The organism is Sporosarcina sp. E16_8, assembly GCF_017347095.1.
Lineage (GTDB): Bacteria > Bacillota > Bacilli > Bacillales_A > Planococcaceae > Sporosarcina.
In genome coordinates, this window is the sequence record NZ_JADPRZ010000007.1 from 83,208 (window position 1) to 100,574 (window position 17,367).

17 protein-coding genes and 1 pseudogene are annotated in these 17,367 nt (G+C 43.4%); 16 read left to right on the forward strand and 2 right to left on the reverse strand.

All coding sequences use genetic code 11. The features are described from left to right. Positions 1–27 precede the first annotated feature (27 nt). The 6 genes and pseudogenes from I2484_RS08005 (at position 28) to I2484_RS08030 (ending at position 6,142) form a co-directional block, all read left to right on the forward strand. Positions 28–1,341 (forward strand): annotated as a pseudogene (locus I2484_RS08005) (GntP family permease). Between the two features lie 76 nt (positions 1,342–1,417). Then, positions 1,418–2,350: a 3-hydroxyacyl-CoA dehydrogenase family protein gene (locus I2484_RS08010; RefSeq protein WP_207150523.1), complete on the forward strand. Its 933-nt coding sequence runs from the start codon at positions 1,418–1,420 to the stop codon at positions 2,348–2,350. 11 nt (positions 2,351–2,361) lie between these two features. Next, positions 2,362–3,126 carry an SDR family NAD(P)-dependent oxidoreductase gene (locus tag I2484_RS08015; protein WP_207150524.1) on the forward strand — a complete coding sequence of 255 codons (765 nt, stop codon included), beginning with the start codon at positions 2,362–2,364 and terminating at the stop codon, positions 3,124–3,126. Between the two features lie 20 nt (positions 3,127–3,146). Further along, positions 3,147–3,914, forward strand: a complete 768-nt coding sequence (locus I2484_RS08020) for a 3-hydroxybutyrate dehydrogenase (protein WP_207150525.1) — start codon at positions 3,147–3,149, stop codon at positions 3,912–3,914. 309 nt (positions 3,915–4,223) lie between these two features. After that, entirely contained in the window at positions 4,224–5,765 is a 1,542-nt protein-coding gene (gene adh, locus I2484_RS08025) for an aldehyde dehydrogenase (RefSeq protein ID WP_207150526.1), read from the forward strand. A gap of 20 nt (positions 5,766–5,785) precedes the next feature. Beyond that, on the forward strand, positions 5,786–6,142 hold the full coding sequence (locus tag I2484_RS08030) for a DUF779 domain-containing protein (RefSeq protein WP_207150527.1): 357 nt from the start codon (positions 5,786–5,788) through the stop codon (positions 6,140–6,142). A gap of 54 nt (positions 6,143–6,196) precedes the next feature. On the opposite strand, the gene I2484_RS08035 is transcribed toward I2484_RS08030, so the two are convergent. Further along, positions 6,197–6,589: a thiol-disulfide oxidoreductase DCC family protein gene (locus I2484_RS08035; protein ID WP_207150528.1), complete on the reverse strand. Its 393-nt coding sequence runs from the start codon at positions 6,587–6,589 to the stop codon at positions 6,197–6,199. A 194-nt stretch (positions 6,590–6,783) separates the two neighbouring features. Between I2484_RS08035 and I2484_RS08040 the strand changes: the two genes are divergently transcribed. From I2484_RS08040 to bioB, 5 genes are all read left to right on the forward strand, one after another. Beyond that, on the forward strand, positions 6,784–6,966 hold the full coding sequence (locus I2484_RS08040; protein ID WP_207150529.1) for a hypothetical protein: 183 nt from the start codon (positions 6,784–6,786) through the stop codon (positions 6,964–6,966). A gap of 221 nt (positions 6,967–7,187) precedes the next feature. Next, positions 7,188–7,607: a hypothetical protein gene (locus I2484_RS08045; RefSeq protein WP_255551222.1), complete on the forward strand. Its 420-nt coding sequence runs from the start codon at positions 7,188–7,190 to the stop codon at positions 7,605–7,607. A gap of 57 nt (positions 7,608–7,664) precedes the next feature. Continuing rightward, entirely contained in the window at positions 7,665–7,850 is a 186-nt protein-coding gene (locus I2484_RS08050) for a histidine kinase (RefSeq protein WP_186671398.1), read from the forward strand. A 148-nt stretch (positions 7,851–7,998) separates the two neighbouring features. Next, positions 7,999–8,601 (forward strand): biotin transporter BioY, encoded by a 603-nt coding sequence (locus I2484_RS08055; RefSeq protein ID WP_207150530.1) that lies wholly within the window; start codon positions 7,999–8,001, stop codon positions 8,599–8,601. A gap of 1 nt (position 8,602) precedes the next feature. Beyond that, the gene (gene bioB, locus I2484_RS08060) at positions 8,603–9,607 is read left to right on the forward strand and encodes a biotin synthase BioB (protein WP_207150531.1); all 1,005 of its coding nucleotides are present in this window, start codon (positions 8,603–8,605) and stop codon (positions 9,605–9,607) included. Between the two features lie 41 nt (positions 9,608–9,648). Here bioB and I2484_RS08065 read toward each other — a convergent pair whose 3' ends face one another. Next, positions 9,649–10,233 carry a GNAT family N-acetyltransferase gene (locus I2484_RS08065; RefSeq protein WP_207150532.1) on the reverse strand — a complete coding sequence of 195 codons (585 nt, stop codon included), beginning with the start codon at positions 10,231–10,233 and terminating at the stop codon, positions 9,649–9,651. A gap of 227 nt (positions 10,234–10,460) precedes the next feature. Here I2484_RS08065 and I2484_RS08070 point away from each other — a divergent pair, with 227 nt between their 5' ends. The 5 genes from I2484_RS08070 (at position 10,461) to I2484_RS08090 (ending at position 17,365) form a co-directional block, all read left to right on the forward strand. Continuing rightward, a complete protein-coding gene (locus I2484_RS08070) occupies positions 10,461–12,167 on the forward strand; it encodes a hypothetical protein (RefSeq protein ID WP_207150533.1) in 1,707 nt (568 codons plus the stop codon). A gap of 191 nt (positions 12,168–12,358) precedes the next feature. After that, positions 12,359–12,829 (forward strand): CtsR family transcriptional regulator, encoded by a 471-nt coding sequence (locus I2484_RS08075; protein WP_186671403.1) that lies wholly within the window; start codon positions 12,359–12,361, stop codon positions 12,827–12,829. A gap of 32 nt (positions 12,830–12,861) precedes the next feature. Further along, on the forward strand, positions 12,862–13,416 hold the full coding sequence (locus I2484_RS08080) for a UvrB/UvrC motif-containing protein (protein ID WP_207150534.1): 555 nt from the start codon (positions 12,862–12,864) through the stop codon (positions 13,414–13,416). Further along, entirely contained in the window at positions 13,406–14,494 is a 1,089-nt protein-coding gene (gene mcsB, locus I2484_RS08085) for a protein-arginine kinase McsB (protein WP_207150535.1), read from the forward strand. The genes I2484_RS08080 and mcsB overlap by 11 nt, the downstream gene beginning before the upstream one ends. A gap of 396 nt (positions 14,495–14,890) precedes the next feature. Next, on the forward strand, positions 14,891–17,365 hold the full coding sequence (locus I2484_RS08090; protein ID WP_207150536.1) for an ATP-dependent Clp protease ATP-binding subunit: 2,475 nt from the start codon (positions 14,891–14,893) through the stop codon (positions 17,363–17,365). Positions 17,366–17,367 lie beyond the last annotated feature (2 nt).

A 17,367-nucleotide genomic window follows, 5' to 3' on the forward strand; every position in this document is an offset into this window, starting at 1 on the left:
TTTTCTGCAAAGGGGGCAGGCGATTAGATGTTAGGGATGATAGGGTTATTTGGGGGATTAGCATTATTAATTTTTTTGACGATGAAAGGCATGAACTTATTAATAGCGGCACCGCTATCAGCGCTTGTCGTTGCGCTATTAAGCGGTTTACCTTTATTCCCGCAACTGGCGGGAGAGGGTGTAGCTAACTTTCTGACGAACTATATGGGCGGATTTTCAGGATTCATCGGATCATGGTATCTGATGTTCTTGACGGGGGCCATTTTCGGTAAAGTCATGGAAGATAGCGGTGCAGCTGATAGTGTTTCAAAATGGATTGTGAGCAAGCTCGGTATGAAACGAGCAGCTCTTGCGGTCGTAATCGCATGTGCAATCTTAACGTATGGCGGTGTTAGCCTATTCGTCGTTGCGTTTTCTGTTTATCCAATGGCGATTAGTTTGTTTAAAGAAGCAAACTTGCCAAGGAGATTCATTCCAGCGGCATTAGCGTTTGGATCTACAACGTTTACAATGACTTCAGCTGGTTCACCTGAAATCCAAAACTGGATTCCAATTGAATTTTTAGGAACGACTGCGTATGCAGGATTTCAAGTAAGTGCAATTGTTGCTGTATTTATGGCAGTTTTCGGCTATTGGTGGCTGAAGAAGATGATTGCAAAAGCAATGGCAAAAGGCGAACATTTTGTTGCTAGAGAAACGGATCGCCATGAGGTGAGGGAAGATTTACCGAATCCCTTATTAAGTGTAATTCCATTACTTGTTGTGTTGATTATTTCATTTATATTCCATAATTCATTGGGGACATCTGCATTGATTGTTGCACTTACAAGTGGTGTGATTGCAACGTATTTAATCAACAGAAAGTATTTCTTGAACTTCGGGAAAGCGGTTTCAGACGGAACTATGGGTGCGGTTATTGCGATTGCCAATACGGCTGCGGTTGTAGGATTTGGCGGAGTTGTAAAAGCGACGCCTGCATTTGGGTAAGCAGTTAGCTTTATGACTGCTATACCAGGTAGCCCACTCATTGGAGGTGGACTTGCAGTTGCTGTTATTGCAGGTTTAACGGGTTCATCCTCTGGTGGGCAGGCAATTGCATTGCCATTACTTGCACCGCATTACTTAGATATGGGCGTCGATCCGGATGCGTTACACCGTGTTGTCGCAATTTCTTCAGGTTCGTTGGATTCATTGCCGCAAGGCGGTTATGTTGTAACGACAATCCGGTCAATTGCCGGTGAAACGCATAAGGATGCTTATCCTGCGTTTGGTGCATTAACAGTTATCGTGCCATTATTAGGTGTGATATTGGCTGTCGTATTATTCTCGTTAGGCATGTAAGTAATAGATACCCAACAAGCTATTTGTTATAGTTTGTTGGGTATTTTATCATATGAAAAAACGGAGGTAGACTGTTATGGAAAAACTATCAATCATCGGTTGTGGCACGATGGGACATTCAATTGCGCTATCGGCAGCGTGGGCGGGAATTGAAGTCGAAATCTCTGGTGTAAATGAACAAGACCTTGCAACGGCCGACAAAGGGCTTCGCACTAAATTAAGGGTGATGGTACAAAATGAGTTGTTTAATGAAGCAATGGCTGAAGAGATTCGTAAGCGCATTATATTTTCAACTTCATTGGAACAGGTTGTACAAGATGCAACATTTATAATTGAAGTCATTCCGGAGAATAGTCAAATGAAGCGGAAATTGTATAAAGAGATTGAAGCAATATGTGGTAAAGATACTATTCTTGCGAGTAATACGTCAGGATTTACACCAACTTCCTTAGCAGAAGAAATGGCGTACCCGAATCGCTTTATCGTTACACACTTTTGGAATCCAGGACATTTAATCCCTCTTGTCGAAGTAGTTAAAGGGGAAAAGACCGATCAAAAAACGGTTGAGCGTACTATGAATCTATTGAACGAAATGAATAAAAAACCGATTTTAATAAACAAAGAAATTCCGGGATTCATTGGGAACCGCCTGCAGTATGCTCTATTCCGTGAGGCACAATCACTGCTCGATGAAGGTGTTGCGACAAAAGAAGATATCGACGCTGCTGTGACGTATAGCATTGGAAGACGTTTGCCGATAACCGGACCGTTAATGACTGCAGACATGGGGGGTCTTGACGTTTTCTCCGCGATTTCAAATTACTTGTTTGAAGATCTTAGTACTGAAGATAAATCGGGAGCTTACCTATCGAACCTGGTCGATCAACAGAAGTTCGGTGATAAGAGTGGAGAAGGATTCTATATATGGGATCAGGAAACTTCTGAAGCAATCAATGCAGAGCGGGAGAAAACGCTTATTCACTTCCTGAAAAACGATCGAAAAGAGTAGGAGATGCTAACATGAAACCATACTTTTCAGATTTAGAAAACAAAACGGTTATCGTAACAGGCGGAAGTAAAGGGATTGGAAAAGAAATCGCCCGGGTATTTGCCGAACTAAAAGCGAATGTCGTTATCGTAGGTCGAGATGAGAAAGCGCTACATAGCACGCTGATAGAATTACAAGAGTACAATAAGAAGTGTAAGTCGATACAAGCGGACTTAAAGGATATCAAGCAGGTTCGGGCGATGGTTGATGAGGCAGCGGCCCAATTTGGAACGGTTGATGTATTGGTGAACAATGCGGGGGTTAATATCGCTAAACCGGCGATAGAAGTGACGGAAGATGATTGGGATCAAGTGTTGGATACAAATTTAAAGTCTACGTTCTTTTGCAGTCAGGCAGCTGCTACTTACATGATTGCGCAAGGCAGTGGAAGGATTATCACTATTGTTTCTCAAATGGCATTTGTTGGTTATTATAAAAGGGCAGCTTATTGTGCAAGTAAAGGTGGAGCGGTTCAACTGACAAAAGCGTTGGCAGTCGAATGGGCGCAAAGTGGAATTAATGTAAATGCTGTTGCTCCAACATTTATTGAAACAGAATTGACAACTAAAATGTTTGAAGATGAAGCATTTAAAAATGATGTAGAAAGTCGAATTCTTTTAGGGAAACTGGCACAACCGACAGATATTTCGGGAGCTGTTCTTTACTTGGCGTCGAATCTATCGAATTTTGTTACAGGTGAAACGATTAAAGTAGATGGTGGATGGACAGCGATTTAAATAATAAAGGTGGCAAAAAAATGATACAGGATCAAGTGTTATTTATAACCGGAGCGGCACGGGGAATTGGATTCGATATTGCAAAAGCTTTTTCAGAAGCTGGTGCCAAAGTTGTCATCTCTGATTTAACGCAACAAGCAATTGATGAAGCACTTTCCAAATTCGGGAAAAATGTTGAAGGAATTGTCTGTGATGTAACGAAAGAAGAAGACATTAATAATGCTATTGTATTTACGGTGGAGAAGTTTGGGCGAATTGATATTCTCGTCAATAACGCAGGGATGCAACATGTATCATTTATCGAAGATTTCCCTACTGAAAAATTTGAACTGCTCGTGAAAATTATGTTGACTGCACCGTTTATAGCCATTAAACATGCACTGCCTTATATGAAGAAACAACAGTTTGGAAGAATCATTAACATGTCTTCTATTAATGGTGTGATTGGATTTGCGGGAAAGGCCGCTTACAACTCTGCCAAACATGGGGTAATTGGTTTAACGAAAGTAGCTGCTCTCGAATCTGCTGCAGATGGAATTACTGTCAATGCGATATGTCCGGGATATGTCGATACACCATTAGTGAGGAACCAGTTTGCGGATCTAGCGAAAACAAGAAATATTGAAGTTGCACAAGTTTTGGAAGAAGTGCTATATCCATTAGTTCCTCAAAAAAGACTGCTGGATGTGAAGGAGATAACAGATTTAGCTTTGTATATTGCAAGTGGCTCCGCGAAAGGTATGACTGGACAAGCGATTATTTTGGATGGCGGCTATACCGCTCAATAAAACCACTTTTATTTCAAGGGCCTTCCAGTAAGTCGATTTATAGACTGATGTGTGGGTCCTTTATTTCACCAAACAGCGATAGTAATGTAGCTTCCGAAGAACATGTCAATCTATGTCGAACGATTTTAATGGTAAGTAGTTGAAATAATTAATGTAGTCTGACAGAATGGGAGGACAAGCTTCTTTTTTATTTTAAAAGAGTTGTAAGCGCATACATTACTTTTTTTGGGGTAGGCGTGCATACGGAAGAAGTTTGCGACGTATAGTGGCATTGTGTGAAAAATTCAACTAACAGGGAGGAATGGAAATATGGTACAAGCGGTAGAAAATCAGATTTATTCTTTTCCGAATACAGAAGGTGCGAAAGTAAACTTTAAGGAACGCTATGATAACTTTATTGGTGGAAAATGGACAGCGCCAGTTAAAGGGGAATACTTTGATAACGTGACGCCGGTAACGGGGAAAGTATTTACAGAAGTAGCGCGCTCAACTGCAGAGGATATTGAACTTGCGTTGGATGCGGCACATGCTGCAAAAGATGCTTGGGGAAAAACGTCTGTTACGGTGCGCTCAAATACATTACTGAAAATTGCTGATCGCATCGAGCAAAACTTAGAAATGCTAGCTGTTGCTGAAACGTGGGACAATGGCAAAGCGATTCGTGAAACCTTGAATGCGGATTTGCCGCTTGCTATCGACCATTTCCGCTATTTCGCTGGTGCGATTCGCGCGCAAGAAGGCGGAGTTAGTCAGATTGACGACGATACAGTAGCGTACCATTTCCATGAGCCAATCGGTGTCGTTGGACAAATTATTCCATGGAATTTTCCGATTCTGATGGCGGTATGGAAGCTCGCACCCGCGCTTGCTGCCGGAAACTGTGTTGTGCTGAAGCCAGCGGAACAGACGCCGGCATCGATTCTTGTACTTGTAGAATTGATTGCAGATCTATTGCCTCCAGGCGTTCTGAATGTCGTGAACGGTTTCGGTCTTGAAGCAGGTAAACCACTTGCATCGAGTTCACGTATTGGGAAAATTGCATTCACAGGTGAAACAACAACAGGGCGTCTGATTATGCAATATGCTTCACAAAATGCGATCCCTGTTACGCTTGAATTAGGCGGTAAATCACCGAACATCTTCTTTGAAGACATCATGGACGAAGACGATTCGTTCTTGGATAAAGCAGTAGAAGGCTTTGTCATGTTTGCACTTAACCAGGGTGAAGTATGTACATGCCCTTCACGTGCGCTGATTCAAGAATCCATTTACGATAAATTCATGGACCGTGCAATTGAGCGTGTAAAAGCGATCAAAACAGGAAACCCGCTTGACCCGACTGTTATGATGGGTGCGCAAACGTCAACTGAACAGCTGGAGAAAATCCTTTCTTATCTGGATATCGGCAAACAGGAAGGCGCGGAATGCCTGATTGGTGGAGAGCAAAATCAACTTGAAGGCGATTTAAAAGACGGCTACTACGTCAAGCCGACTGTCTTTAAAGGGGATAATAAAATGCGGATTTTCCAGGAAGAAATATTTGGTCCTGTCGTTTCGGTTACAACGTTCAAAACAAAAGAAGAAGCGCTTGAAATTGCGAACGATACGCTATATGGCTTAGGATCTGGTGTCTGGACGCGCGACATGAATACGGCATATCGTTTCGGCCGCGGTATCCAAGCGGGACGAGTCTGGACAAATTGTTATCACATGTACCCGGCGCATGCCGCGTTCGGTGGTTACAAAGCATCCGGTGTCGGTCGTGAAAACCACTTAATGATGTTGAGCCACTATCAACAAACGAAAAACATGCTGGTTAGTTACAGCGAAAACAAACAAGGCTTCTTTTAAGCGGAAAGCAGGTAGTGCGGATGACGGAACGCGTACTGGCAACTGACGCTGCACTGGAACTCATTGCGTTTTTGAAAGAGAAACACGGTCCCCTTATGTTTCACCAGTCGGGCGGCTGCTGTGATGGCTCATCGCCTATGTGTTATCCGAATGGGGAGCTGATTATAGGTGGTCAGGACGTCCTACTTGGCAATATCGGTGAAACACCGTTCTATATGCACAAAAACCAATTCGAGTATTGGAAGCATACACAGCTGATCATTGACGTCGTCAAAGGTCGCGGTGGCATGTTTTCGCTCGAAGGGGTCGAAGGCAAACGCTTTTTGACCAGGTCACGTGCGTTTACGGTAGAGGAGAACAAAGAATTACAGGTGTAAGTGAATGACAAAGGAGGCCCCGATGAATACTCGGAGACCTCCTTTTGTCGTTGGTTACATAAAACGTTTACGCTGTTCTATTGATGGCAACATACACGCATCTTCTTTCTTACCAAACCATTTATAGCGATTTGCTGCAAAATAATCATAGAAAATGTCACGGATTTTACGTGGTACGAGTATACATACAAAGAACAGATGCCATAATCCGTCCAGTTTTTTTGCGATACGGAGTGCCGCTGAAGACTTGGTGAACGCTTTACCGTTTTCAATCAAAACCAAGCTGTCAACGTCTTCCGGAATGGCATATTTTCTCGTGAGTTCGAGCCCTTTTTCGCTTTGCAATGAAGTAAATAGGAAATGGGCGGTAGGATCTCGCTTGATAATGAATTGCACACTTGCATCACAAAAGTTACAAACACCGTCAAATAAAATAATTCTTTTCATAAAATGACCTCCCGGCGTGCTTATCTCTTATAGTATAGCCTGTTAGTGTATCTATAAAACGGTAAAGTTGTAACTGTTTACAGGTGAGGGAATGTTTAGTATAATAGTATGTAGAAGAAATAGTACGTACAATAAGCGTTTGGATGTTTTCCACCGCATTTAGCCCCGGCAAAATGATGAGAGGATGATAGACTATGGAACGTTTACCTATTGAACCATCTGAAATGGAACTAAGGCGTAACAAGGACTACATCAATAAGTTAAATATGATTGGTGAAGGCGGTCCGATTTATGATCAATCTGAGATGCTCGAGAAAAGGCGAGAAGAGTCCCATGTTTTCGAGGATGAAGAAAAACTTCCGCGAAATTACCAATGATCAGACCTCACAGAGATGTGAGGTTTTTCTGTTTATATGCGGGCTATATAAGTTGAAATAAAGAGCCCCCATTGAATCTGCCGCAGCGCAGCGGAATTGAATGGAATCCTGATTGCAACATCTATAGTTAGTAGACTTTCCAATATTCATTAATATCCATAGTGTCTATCGCCCGTTTGTCTTCCTTCTTTTCACATCTACTAGAAGGAGGAGGTGATAGTATGATGCAACAAGGTAATTGGCAACAAGGTAACCATATGCAACAAGGCAATTGGCAGCAACCAAATTGTAATCAGGGTAATATGATGGGTGGCAACCAAGTGCGGCCGGTTGTATGTCCGACGCAGTATCGTTGTCACGATCGATTTGTACCGCGTGAAGTTCCTTATATCCATCCGATCGTCAATGTGAATCGGGTGCATACAGTTGAAATTCCACGTCACTATGTCACAGAAACAACACAGAATGTGATGGGGCAAACACTCCCTGCTCGACCTGGTTTCGGTCCGGGAATGGGCGGAGTCGGTCAAGGAATGGGTCCAGGAATGGGCGGATACGGTCCACAAGTTGGCGGTATCGGTAATCGACCGGGCTGTGGACATCGACCAGGCTGTGGCTGTGGAAATCGCCGCGGCTGGTGATAGGTCAGAGTTATGGTAGAATAAAGCTACCATAATGATATACAGTAGGTGAATCTATTGAGAGCTTTTAAATTTGTCATTCCAGTCATGCTACTCGTTGGAGGGTTTGGCTGGATGAAATTGACGAAAGAATTCCAAGAAGTGCCCGGATTAACGCGCTTGGCTATAATAATTGGTGCGATGATTTTAAGTGGGGTCATTTCTTACTTTTTATTTCCAAAAGACGAAGGCGAAAAATCTTGAAAAAGGACCGATAGCGAATTTGCTATCGGTCCTTTTAATTCGCTTTTAAAAATCACGCCACTTGTGTTAACTTGTAATGATTATATGTTGACTCATAATGGGTTATCTATTATTCTGTTAAAGACAACATAAACTTTAGGGGTGTATTATGACAACAACTACAATAACAACGAAAAGTAAAAGTAAAAATGTAATGAGTCCGTTAACACTTGTCTACAGTGGAATGTTCGCGGCGCTGATGATGATTGGAGCAAATATTACAGCGTTTGTACCATTTTTAGTCGTTGGTAATGTGCCGATAACATTGCAAACATTTTTCGCGATACTTGCAGGACTTATTCTTGGCAGTCGCAGGGGCGCACTGGCAATGACGGTTTATATGTTCATCGGGCTGGCGGGGGCGCCTGTATTTGCAAGATTCAGCGGTGGCTTTGGATCGATTATCAGTCCGACATTCGGATTTATCGTATCTTTCATTTTGGTAGCGTTCATTGCCGGGAAAATCGTTGAAAAGAATGGTAAATTACAGGGGTACATTATCGCGGCACTTGTTGCCATGAGTGTGAATTACCTAATCGGAACAAATTGGATGTACTTCGCGTTTAAGTTTTGGGCTGCTGCCCCGGATGCCTTTTCGTATAAAGTTGCGTGGGCATTGATGGTGCCGCCGCTACCGAAAGACATCATTCTGGCAGTCCTGGCCGGAGTTTTTGGACACCGTATGTACAAAGTGTTGAAAGTGAGGCGCTAGTATGACGAAATATGCTGATTTAGCTGAACGAGTACTCAAGGGGCATGAGTTAACGGATGAGGAAGCACTTTCTGTTCTGAACGTTTCAGACGAGGACTTACTAACGCTTCTGCATGCAGCTTATACAATTCGAAAACGTTATTATGGGAATAAAGTGAAACTCAATATGATCATGAATACGAAATCTGGCTTATGCCCTGAAAACTGCGGTTATTGCGCACAGTCAATCATTTCTACAGCACCCATTGAAAAGTACTCCATGATGAAAAAAGAGGAGATTGTAGCGGGTGCAGCAAGAGCGGCGGAATTGAATGCGGGAACTTACTGTATCGTGGCGAGTGGGAGAGGACCTCTCAACCGTGAACTTGAAATCGTCATTGATTCTGTGAAGGAAATCAAGTCGAAACATGAGCGTATGACTGTCTGTGCTTGTCTTGGACTGTTGAAACCGGAACAGGCGTCGCGATTGAAAGAAGCAGGCGTTGACCGTTACAACCACAACATTAATACGTCAGCATCCCATCATGAAAGCATCACAACATCTCATACATATGAGGACCGTGTAAACACGGTTGATCTGGTCAAACAGTCGGGTATTTCACCGTGTTCAGGCGTCATCATTGGGATGCGTGAAACCAAACAAGATGTCGTCTCAATGGCGCGTAGTTTGAACGCGATGGATGCAGATTCAATTCCAGTTAACTTTTTACATGCCGTAGACGGGACGCCTCTTGGCGGTACGGATGAATTGACACCGCTTTATTGTTTGAAAGTGTTGTGCTTGTTTAGGTTCATTAACCCTACAAAGGAAATCAGGATTTCTGGCGGACGTGAAGTGAACTTACGCAGTCTTCAGCCGTTAGGATTATACCCAGCGAACTCAATATTTATCGGAGATTATTTGACGACAGAAGGTCAGGAAAGCGACAAGGACTATCAAATGTTAAAGGATATGGGATTCGAAATTGATTTAGAACCTTTAGCAAAAAAGCCTGTTTCAGTGTGAATGAAAAATGGACATCCCATTTCAACGGGATGTCCATTTTTTCATTCGAGTGTATCAAACGGTTGCAGAATATCTCTTTTGCCCTTTGTGTGAAAAACAAGTACCTCATGAGTCGGATCGTATTTTTTACCGTAAAACGTTTCATCTTTATAGGTGTGGATTTCATCGTAAGTTTGTGTCATCGCATTATAGATTTCTTCTTCACCAGAATGAGTGGGTGACCAGTATAAAATTTCAAGTACTGTGTTTTCACCTGTTGCAAGAGAACGGCGATTATAGCCAATACGCTGTGCGTGAGTGAAGTTCTCGCGTGAGTAAAATTTGAGTCGTTTTGCGGTATCTGTATCTTCATAATCGACCGGCTCCACTTCAAGGAGGATCGGTTTATTCTTGGCCTTTAACATCGTTAACAATTTGCCGCCAAGTCCCATGCCGCGAGATTGTGTTGAAACAAATAAGTAGTCGACGAAAATAAACTTCTCGAACTCGACATACATGAGTACATGATGGGGTCCTTCATCCTTCTTGTAAACGCTCATCTTGTCTGTTAGTAACGCATCCATATGTTCCTTTGACTTCATTTCTTCAACGGGGAAGTATTCATTTAGCTTCTCATACCAATTCAAAATGTGTTACCTCCAATGGTTTATTTACCCCGGAGTTTTTTGTTTTGGATTGTGAGACCGAGGAAAAAAGAAGGGCAGAAAAAAATCCTCTTACTCTACTGTCTACCCATTATTTCAAATAAGTAAACTTGCTTGGTTTTAATAAAGGATTAATGAAACTATTCCCCTGATTATCCGTATACTTAGCTATCAACAAAAAATCTTGATTAATGGAAAAGGGTGTATTTATGTTTAACTTACTTATATTCTCAATTATTGTGGGCATCGTGTTCAGTCTAGTGATTGTCCCGTTTATTCTAAGTACACAAGCGAAAAATAGTACGGATGAGGCAAAGGCGACTGTAAGAGTTCCCTTTAATAGAGGAGCGGCAATTGCTTCTGTAGCCATATTGTCTGCAGTAGTCGTGTTCGTGTTTTACTATGCTACAAACATGGACCGCAACTGGACGTCTCTCTGGATGGCGATTTTAGTAGTTACTTTGTTGGGTGCATTGTCAGCAGGTGGCAAAGACCGAAAAGTGAAGCTGGTTCTGTTCCTGGGGGCGCTTGTTTTTGGAGCATATATACTCAGCGCGCCGCTATTCAATGCCGATAAGAAATACAAAGCGGTTGAAATGGATCAGCAAGTGGAAATCACAGCGTTCGATGAAACAAAAACACCTGCTAGTGTTCCACCGAAGTTTGCACGCAATAAGATGAAGAAAGCATTCGGGCAAGTTCCGAATACGAGTTACTATGAGCTCGGCAGTCTGCAAATTCAAAAAGTCGATGGCAAATTTGTCTACATTGCACCCGTAGAGTTTTCGGGCTTCTTTAAATGGTTAAGTGCTGATACTACGCCGGGATATTTCACTATGAGTGCGACTGATTCAGCAGATAACCCGAAATTTGTGAAAGCTGAAATGGCTTATACACCATCGTCATTCTTCCACAAACAAGTGGAGCGTCATATACGGATGAAAATGCCGAACCTCATCTTTTACGGGGATGTTCAACTTGAAATTGACGATGAAGGAAAACCGCATTATATCCGTTCTTATGGGGAATTCATTTCCGCGCGTAATGGCTTTGATGTAAAAGGGATTGTAACGGTCGATCCTGCTACTGGCGAGGTGAAAAAATATGCGCTTGCAGATGTACCAGACTTTATCGACGGAGCTGTTTCGCCTGAAGCGGTTAGCTTGCAAAATAGTTACTTCGGGAACTATATCCACGGTTTCTGGAATTCAGTCATAGGGAAGAAAGATGTCAAGCTGCCATCTGATGAAGGAACAGAGGCGAATGTCAGTCCGATCTTCGATGAAAATGGGCATATGTATTACTTCACAGATTTCACAAGTCCAAAAGAAGGTGTCGACTCGATGCTTGGCTATGCGTTGACGGATGGTAAGACAGGAAAAGCAACGTATTATTCAGGTAATCTGGAAGAGTCATATATGGATTCACAAGGTGCACTGCAGATTATTGAAAAGAAATTCATCGAAAAGAAATGGTCCGGTGAAATGCCGGTCTTGTATAACTTCTACGGAGAAGCGAGTTGGCTAACGCCGGTGCTCGATTCGAATGGATTCCTGCAAAATTACTTTATTGTATCAGCTGCTAATCCGGAGATATCGGTATACGGTAACTCGCCGAACGAAGCATTGAAGCTATATAAGACAGCGCTGCAACGCGGGGGGAGTAGTGTAGAAGGTAGCTCTAGTGCGGAAGAGGCGAAAGCCGCGGTAACGGTCGTGCGTGTTTTCAAAGAGCGCGTCGGTGACTTTACACTAATTTCGTTTTTAGCGGATGATGGACGCAACTTCATCGTGACTTCGGAAACTGTGCCACTCTCGATCTATATTCAACAAGGCGATAAGCTTGTTGTGACGTATTTAGAGACGGGTGAACTATTCTTGCCTGTGAAAGAGTTGACGAATGTTAGCATGGAATAATGGGGAGTGGAGTGCAAGGCGAATTCGCCCTGTGCTCCATTTTTAGTTGCTACGGTTAAAAGGTATTGCCTCATGCCGATACTGGCTAAGTCTGGTGCGTATCGATTGCAGAACATGCGGAATATCATGTACAATCAAGTCAAAGATAGTCAAAGTCAACGGCTTATCCCCCGTATGAAAGAGGTGAGGGCATGAGAAACATTTCCGACATTATTGAAGGGTATTTGAAGGCAATAATTGAAGAGGGACAGTGTGGCACCATCGAAATTAAGCGTAATGAAGTCGCCGAGAAGTTCCAGTGCGTCCCGTCTCAGATCAATTACGTCATTAAGACCCGCTTCACGGCGGAGCGTGGTTATGCGGTTGAATCGAAGCGTGGAGGCGGTGGCTACATACGTATTTTCCGCGTTCAGGCGAATTCCCGTAAAGAATTAATAGAACATATTTTAGATGGTATCCAATCGGGAGCCTCTTATACGATGGCTTTGGATGTCGTTTATAGACTAATTGAAGAAGAAGTCATAACGGAGCGCGAATCAAAGCTCATTCTTGCTGCGGTTGATCGAAGGACTATCCATCAGCCACTACCAGACCGAGATATCATGCGTGCACGCATTTTACAAGCAATGCTCTTGACGCTTATTTACGAGCAGCTTAACTAATCACCAATCCAACTGATATGAGGTGGCTTTCGATGATCTGTGAAAATTGTAAAGAACGACCTGCGTCCATTACGATCACGCAAGAAAGTGTAGTCGGGTCGCTAGAACGTCATTTGTGCGAAAAGTGCGCATTCCAATCACAAACATTCCATTTCGACCCTAATCAAGAACCGTTGTCTATTCAACAGTTCCTATCTCACTGGTTTAGCGGCTCTGATCCTTTCCAGGTACAACCGCAAACGCGGGGAGAATCAATAGAAGGACCCAAATGTCCCTCGTGTGGTCTAACGTTTCCAAAGTTCCTCGATATAGGTAAGTTTGGCTGTGCCGACTGTTATGACACATTTCGTGGCAGCTTACCGCAAGTTTTTGGCAAGCTTCACAATGGTCATTCAACTCATACAGGGAAAGTACCGGTTTCATTTAATGAACTATATGCAGTTAAAAAGAAAATTGAAGAGATCCGGGTGAAGATGAAAGAGGCTGTAGAAGCTGAGCATTTTGAAGAAGCGGCAGCTTTGCGTGATGAAGCGAATACACTAAAGGAACACCTTTCCCTTGGAGGTGAAGAAGACGATGTCAATTGAAAAATTTATGCGTAACGCGGTAACTCCTTGGATGACTGCTTATGGAGAGCACTCAGACATCGTTATGTCGACGCGGATTCGCCTTGCGCGCAACTTGACGGGTTATCGTTTTCCTATCGCGTTCACTGAAGAAGAAGCGATGGCGGTAGACAGAGCGGTTACGGGTGTTTTGCTAGATACCATGCAGAGTGGCTATTCCTACACCAAGATGTCTGATCTTCCTGCGTTGGAACGTCAAGTACTTGTTGAAAAGCATCTAATTAGTCCGCAACTCGCAACTCCTGATCGGCACGGCGCAGTTCTTCTATCAGAAGATGAGACCATAAGTGTCATGGTGAATGAGGAAGATCATATCCGTATCCAGTGCATCTATCCTGGATTGCAACTCGAGGACGCCTATAAACAGGCTGATCAGGTTGATGATTACCTTGAAAAAGAACTACCGTATGCTTTCGATGAAGACTTCGGTTATTTGACGAGCTGTCCATCGAATACGGGAACGGGCATGCGTGCATCGGTGATGATGCATTTACCGGCACTCACAATGACAAAACAGATTGACCGTATTATCCCGGCTATCTCGCGGCTCGGAATCATCGTCCGAGGGAGTTATGGCGAAGGAAGTGAAGCACCTGGCAACGTCTATCAAGTGTCAAATCAGACGACGCTTGGTAAGACGGAGCAGGAGATTCTTATGGATCTCGAAAACATTGCATCTCGGTTAATTGGGCATGAGCGGAAATCGCGGGAACTGTTACTTTCGAAGTCGCGAATTGCGCTTGAGAACAGGCTATTCCGATCGTTGGGTACGATTAGTTATGCGCGACTTCTGCCGTCAGGCGAGGCAGCACGGTGTCTATCGGACGTCAGACTGGGTATTGACCTTGGCATCATCCAAGACGTTGATATGTCGATTTTGAACGAACTGATGATTTTCATGCAGGCAGGTTTCCTACAACAATATGCAAGCACGGAGTTATCACAAGAAGAACGGGATATATTCAGAGCGAAACTGTTTCGAGAACGACTCAATGTGGAGAAACCCTCGCCTCCGACTGAGATTAATTCGGAAGAGTGAGCAGGTATTTTGCAGATTACCTTTCGTTTAGGTATAGTTAGGTCAAAGATAGTCAAAGTCAATTTTTCCAATAAAGGAGTTCCTGCGTGCTCGGTTGAATACGTATAAAAGGGTGGAAGTTTTCTTACACCTTTCTAGAAAAGCAAGAAAGTATAAGTTTTTCTACATGGATTTGTGTCAAGACGCCAGCCCTTAGAGTCGCTTTAGTCTTGCCGAAAAGGCATAGTACGCCTTTATCTTTAAGGCTTTCAGCAGGGAGGGATTGAACTGCATCCCACCTCCTTGTCGGGGCTAAACGGTGCCCTGCACTTTTCTAGAAAAGGTATCAATTTGAGTAATGTACGGGTTTTTGGGGAATGGATTGTATATATATAGTATAGAAGGAGAGGACTGAATATGATGTTTAATCGATTTACACAGCGTGCACAGAAAGTATTGCAACTTGCCCAAGAAGAGGCAATCCGGATGAAACACGAGTCCATTGGAACAGAACATATTTTACTTGGACTAATTCGTGAAGGCGGAGGCATTGCTGCAAAAGCGCTTGAAGCGATAGGTGTCAACTTTGAAACAATCGTACAAGGTGTAGAAAAACTTGTAGGTGCTGGAACAAAGGATGTCGGTCCAATCGTTCATTACACACCTAGGGCTAAAAAGGTTATTGAATTATCGGTGGATGAGTCACGTAAGCTGGGTCATTCTTACATCGGAACAGAACACATCTTGCTAGCACTTATCCGTGAAGGAGAAGGTGTCGCAGCGCGTGTCTTGAATAACGCTGGAGTTAGTCTAAATAAAGCGCGTCAACAAGTACTTCAGTTGCTGGGAAGTAATGATAGCTCTGCTACAGGTCAAGGCGTTTCGAATTCTGCTGCGACGCCGACATTGGATAGCTTGGCACGTGATTTAACAGAAGTAGCACGTGAAGGATTGCTCGATCCGGTTATCGGACGTAGCAAGGAAATCACGCGTGTTATTGAAGTATTAGCACGCCGAACGAAAAATAATCCAGTACTTATCGGGGAACCAGGTGTTGGTAAAACTGCAATTGCAGAAGGCCTTGCACAGCAAGTTATCAATAACGAAGTCCCGGAAATTCTCCGTGACAAGCGTGTTATGACACTTGATATGGGAACAGTAGTCGCGGGTACAAAATACCGTGGTGAATTTGAAGATCGTATGAAAAAAGTAATGGAAGAGATTCGCCAAGCGGGCAATATCATCCTGTTCATCGACGAACTGCATACGCTGATTGGAGCAGGGGGAGCTGAAGGTGCAATAGACGCTTCTAATATCCTAAAGCCTTCGCTGGCACGCGGTGAATTGCAATGTATCGGTGCAACGACGCTTGACGAATACCGTAAATATATTGAAAAAGACGCAGCGCTTGAACGACGCTTCCAACCGATTCAAGTCGACGAGCCAACTGTCGATGAAACAATCCAAATTCTTTACGGTTTGCGTGACCGTTATGAAGCGCATCACCGTGTGAAAATCACGGATGCTTCAATCGAAGCAGCTGCAAAAATGTCGGATCGTTATATATCTGACAGATTCCTTCCGGATAAAGCGATTGACTTGATCGACGAAGCGGGTTCAAAAGTACGCCTTCGTTCATATACGACACCACCGAACCTGAAAGAGCTCGAATTGAAACTGGAAGCAATTCGTTCCGAAAAGAATGCCGCTGTTCAGAGTCAAGAATTCGAAAAAGCGGCATCGTTCCGTGATAAAGAACAAAAGATGAAAGAAGAACTTGAGACAACGAAAACAGATTGGAAAGAAAAGCAAGGCCAAAAAGAGTCCGAAGTGACAGTTGAAGATATCGCAGAAGTCGTAGCGATGTGGACTGGGATACCGGTATCTAAAATAGCTGAAACAGAATCCGCTAAACTACTCAATATGGAAGAAATGTTGCACGAACGCGTCATTGGCCAAAGTGAGGCAGTAACAGCCATTTCCCGGGCAATACGTCGAGCACGTGCAGGTTTGAAAGATCCGAAACGCCCGATTGGCTCGTTCATTTTCCTCGGTCCAACAGGTATCGGGAAAACGGAATTGGCAAGAGCGCTCGCAGAAGTCATGTTTGGCGATGAAGATGCAATGATTCGTGTTGACATGTCCGAGTACATGGAGAAACATTCGACATCACGTCTAGTCGGCTCACCTCCAGGGTATGTAGGTTACGAAGAAGGCGGACAGTTAACAGAAAAAGTTCGTCGCAAACCTTATTCAGTTGTATTGTTAGATGAAATTGAGAAAGCTCACCCAGATGTCTTTAACATCCTTCTTCAAGTGCTGGAAGATGGCAGATTGACGGATTCAAAAGGACGCTTAGTGGACTTCCGAAACACAGTTCTTATTATGACTTCAAACGTAGGGGCACAAGAATTACGGAAAAATCGTTATGTCGGCTTCAATCTGGGTGATGCAGGACGTGATTATGAAGGCATGAAAACAGCTATGCTTGAAGAGTTGAAGAAAGCGTTCCGTCCAGAGTTTTTAAACCGTGTGGATGAAATGATTGTTTTCCATGCACTCGAAAAAGAACATTTGCGTAAAATCGTCACGCTTATGTCGAATGAATTGACGAAACGCCTAGGTGAACATGACATTGAACTAGAGTTGACAGATGAGGCGAAAACAAAAATCGTTGATGTTGGTTATGATCCGGAATATGGTGCTCGGCCACTACGCCGCGCCATCCAAAAACACATCGAAGACCGTTTGTCAGAAGAACTTCTAAAAGGCACGGTTTTAGCAGGTAGTAAAGTACTTATCGATGTGGTTGATGGAGAGTTTGTCGTCAAGACAGGAATTGACGCTGAGCAACTGGAAATTACGAAAGTAGAAGAAGTACTCGAAAAATAAAG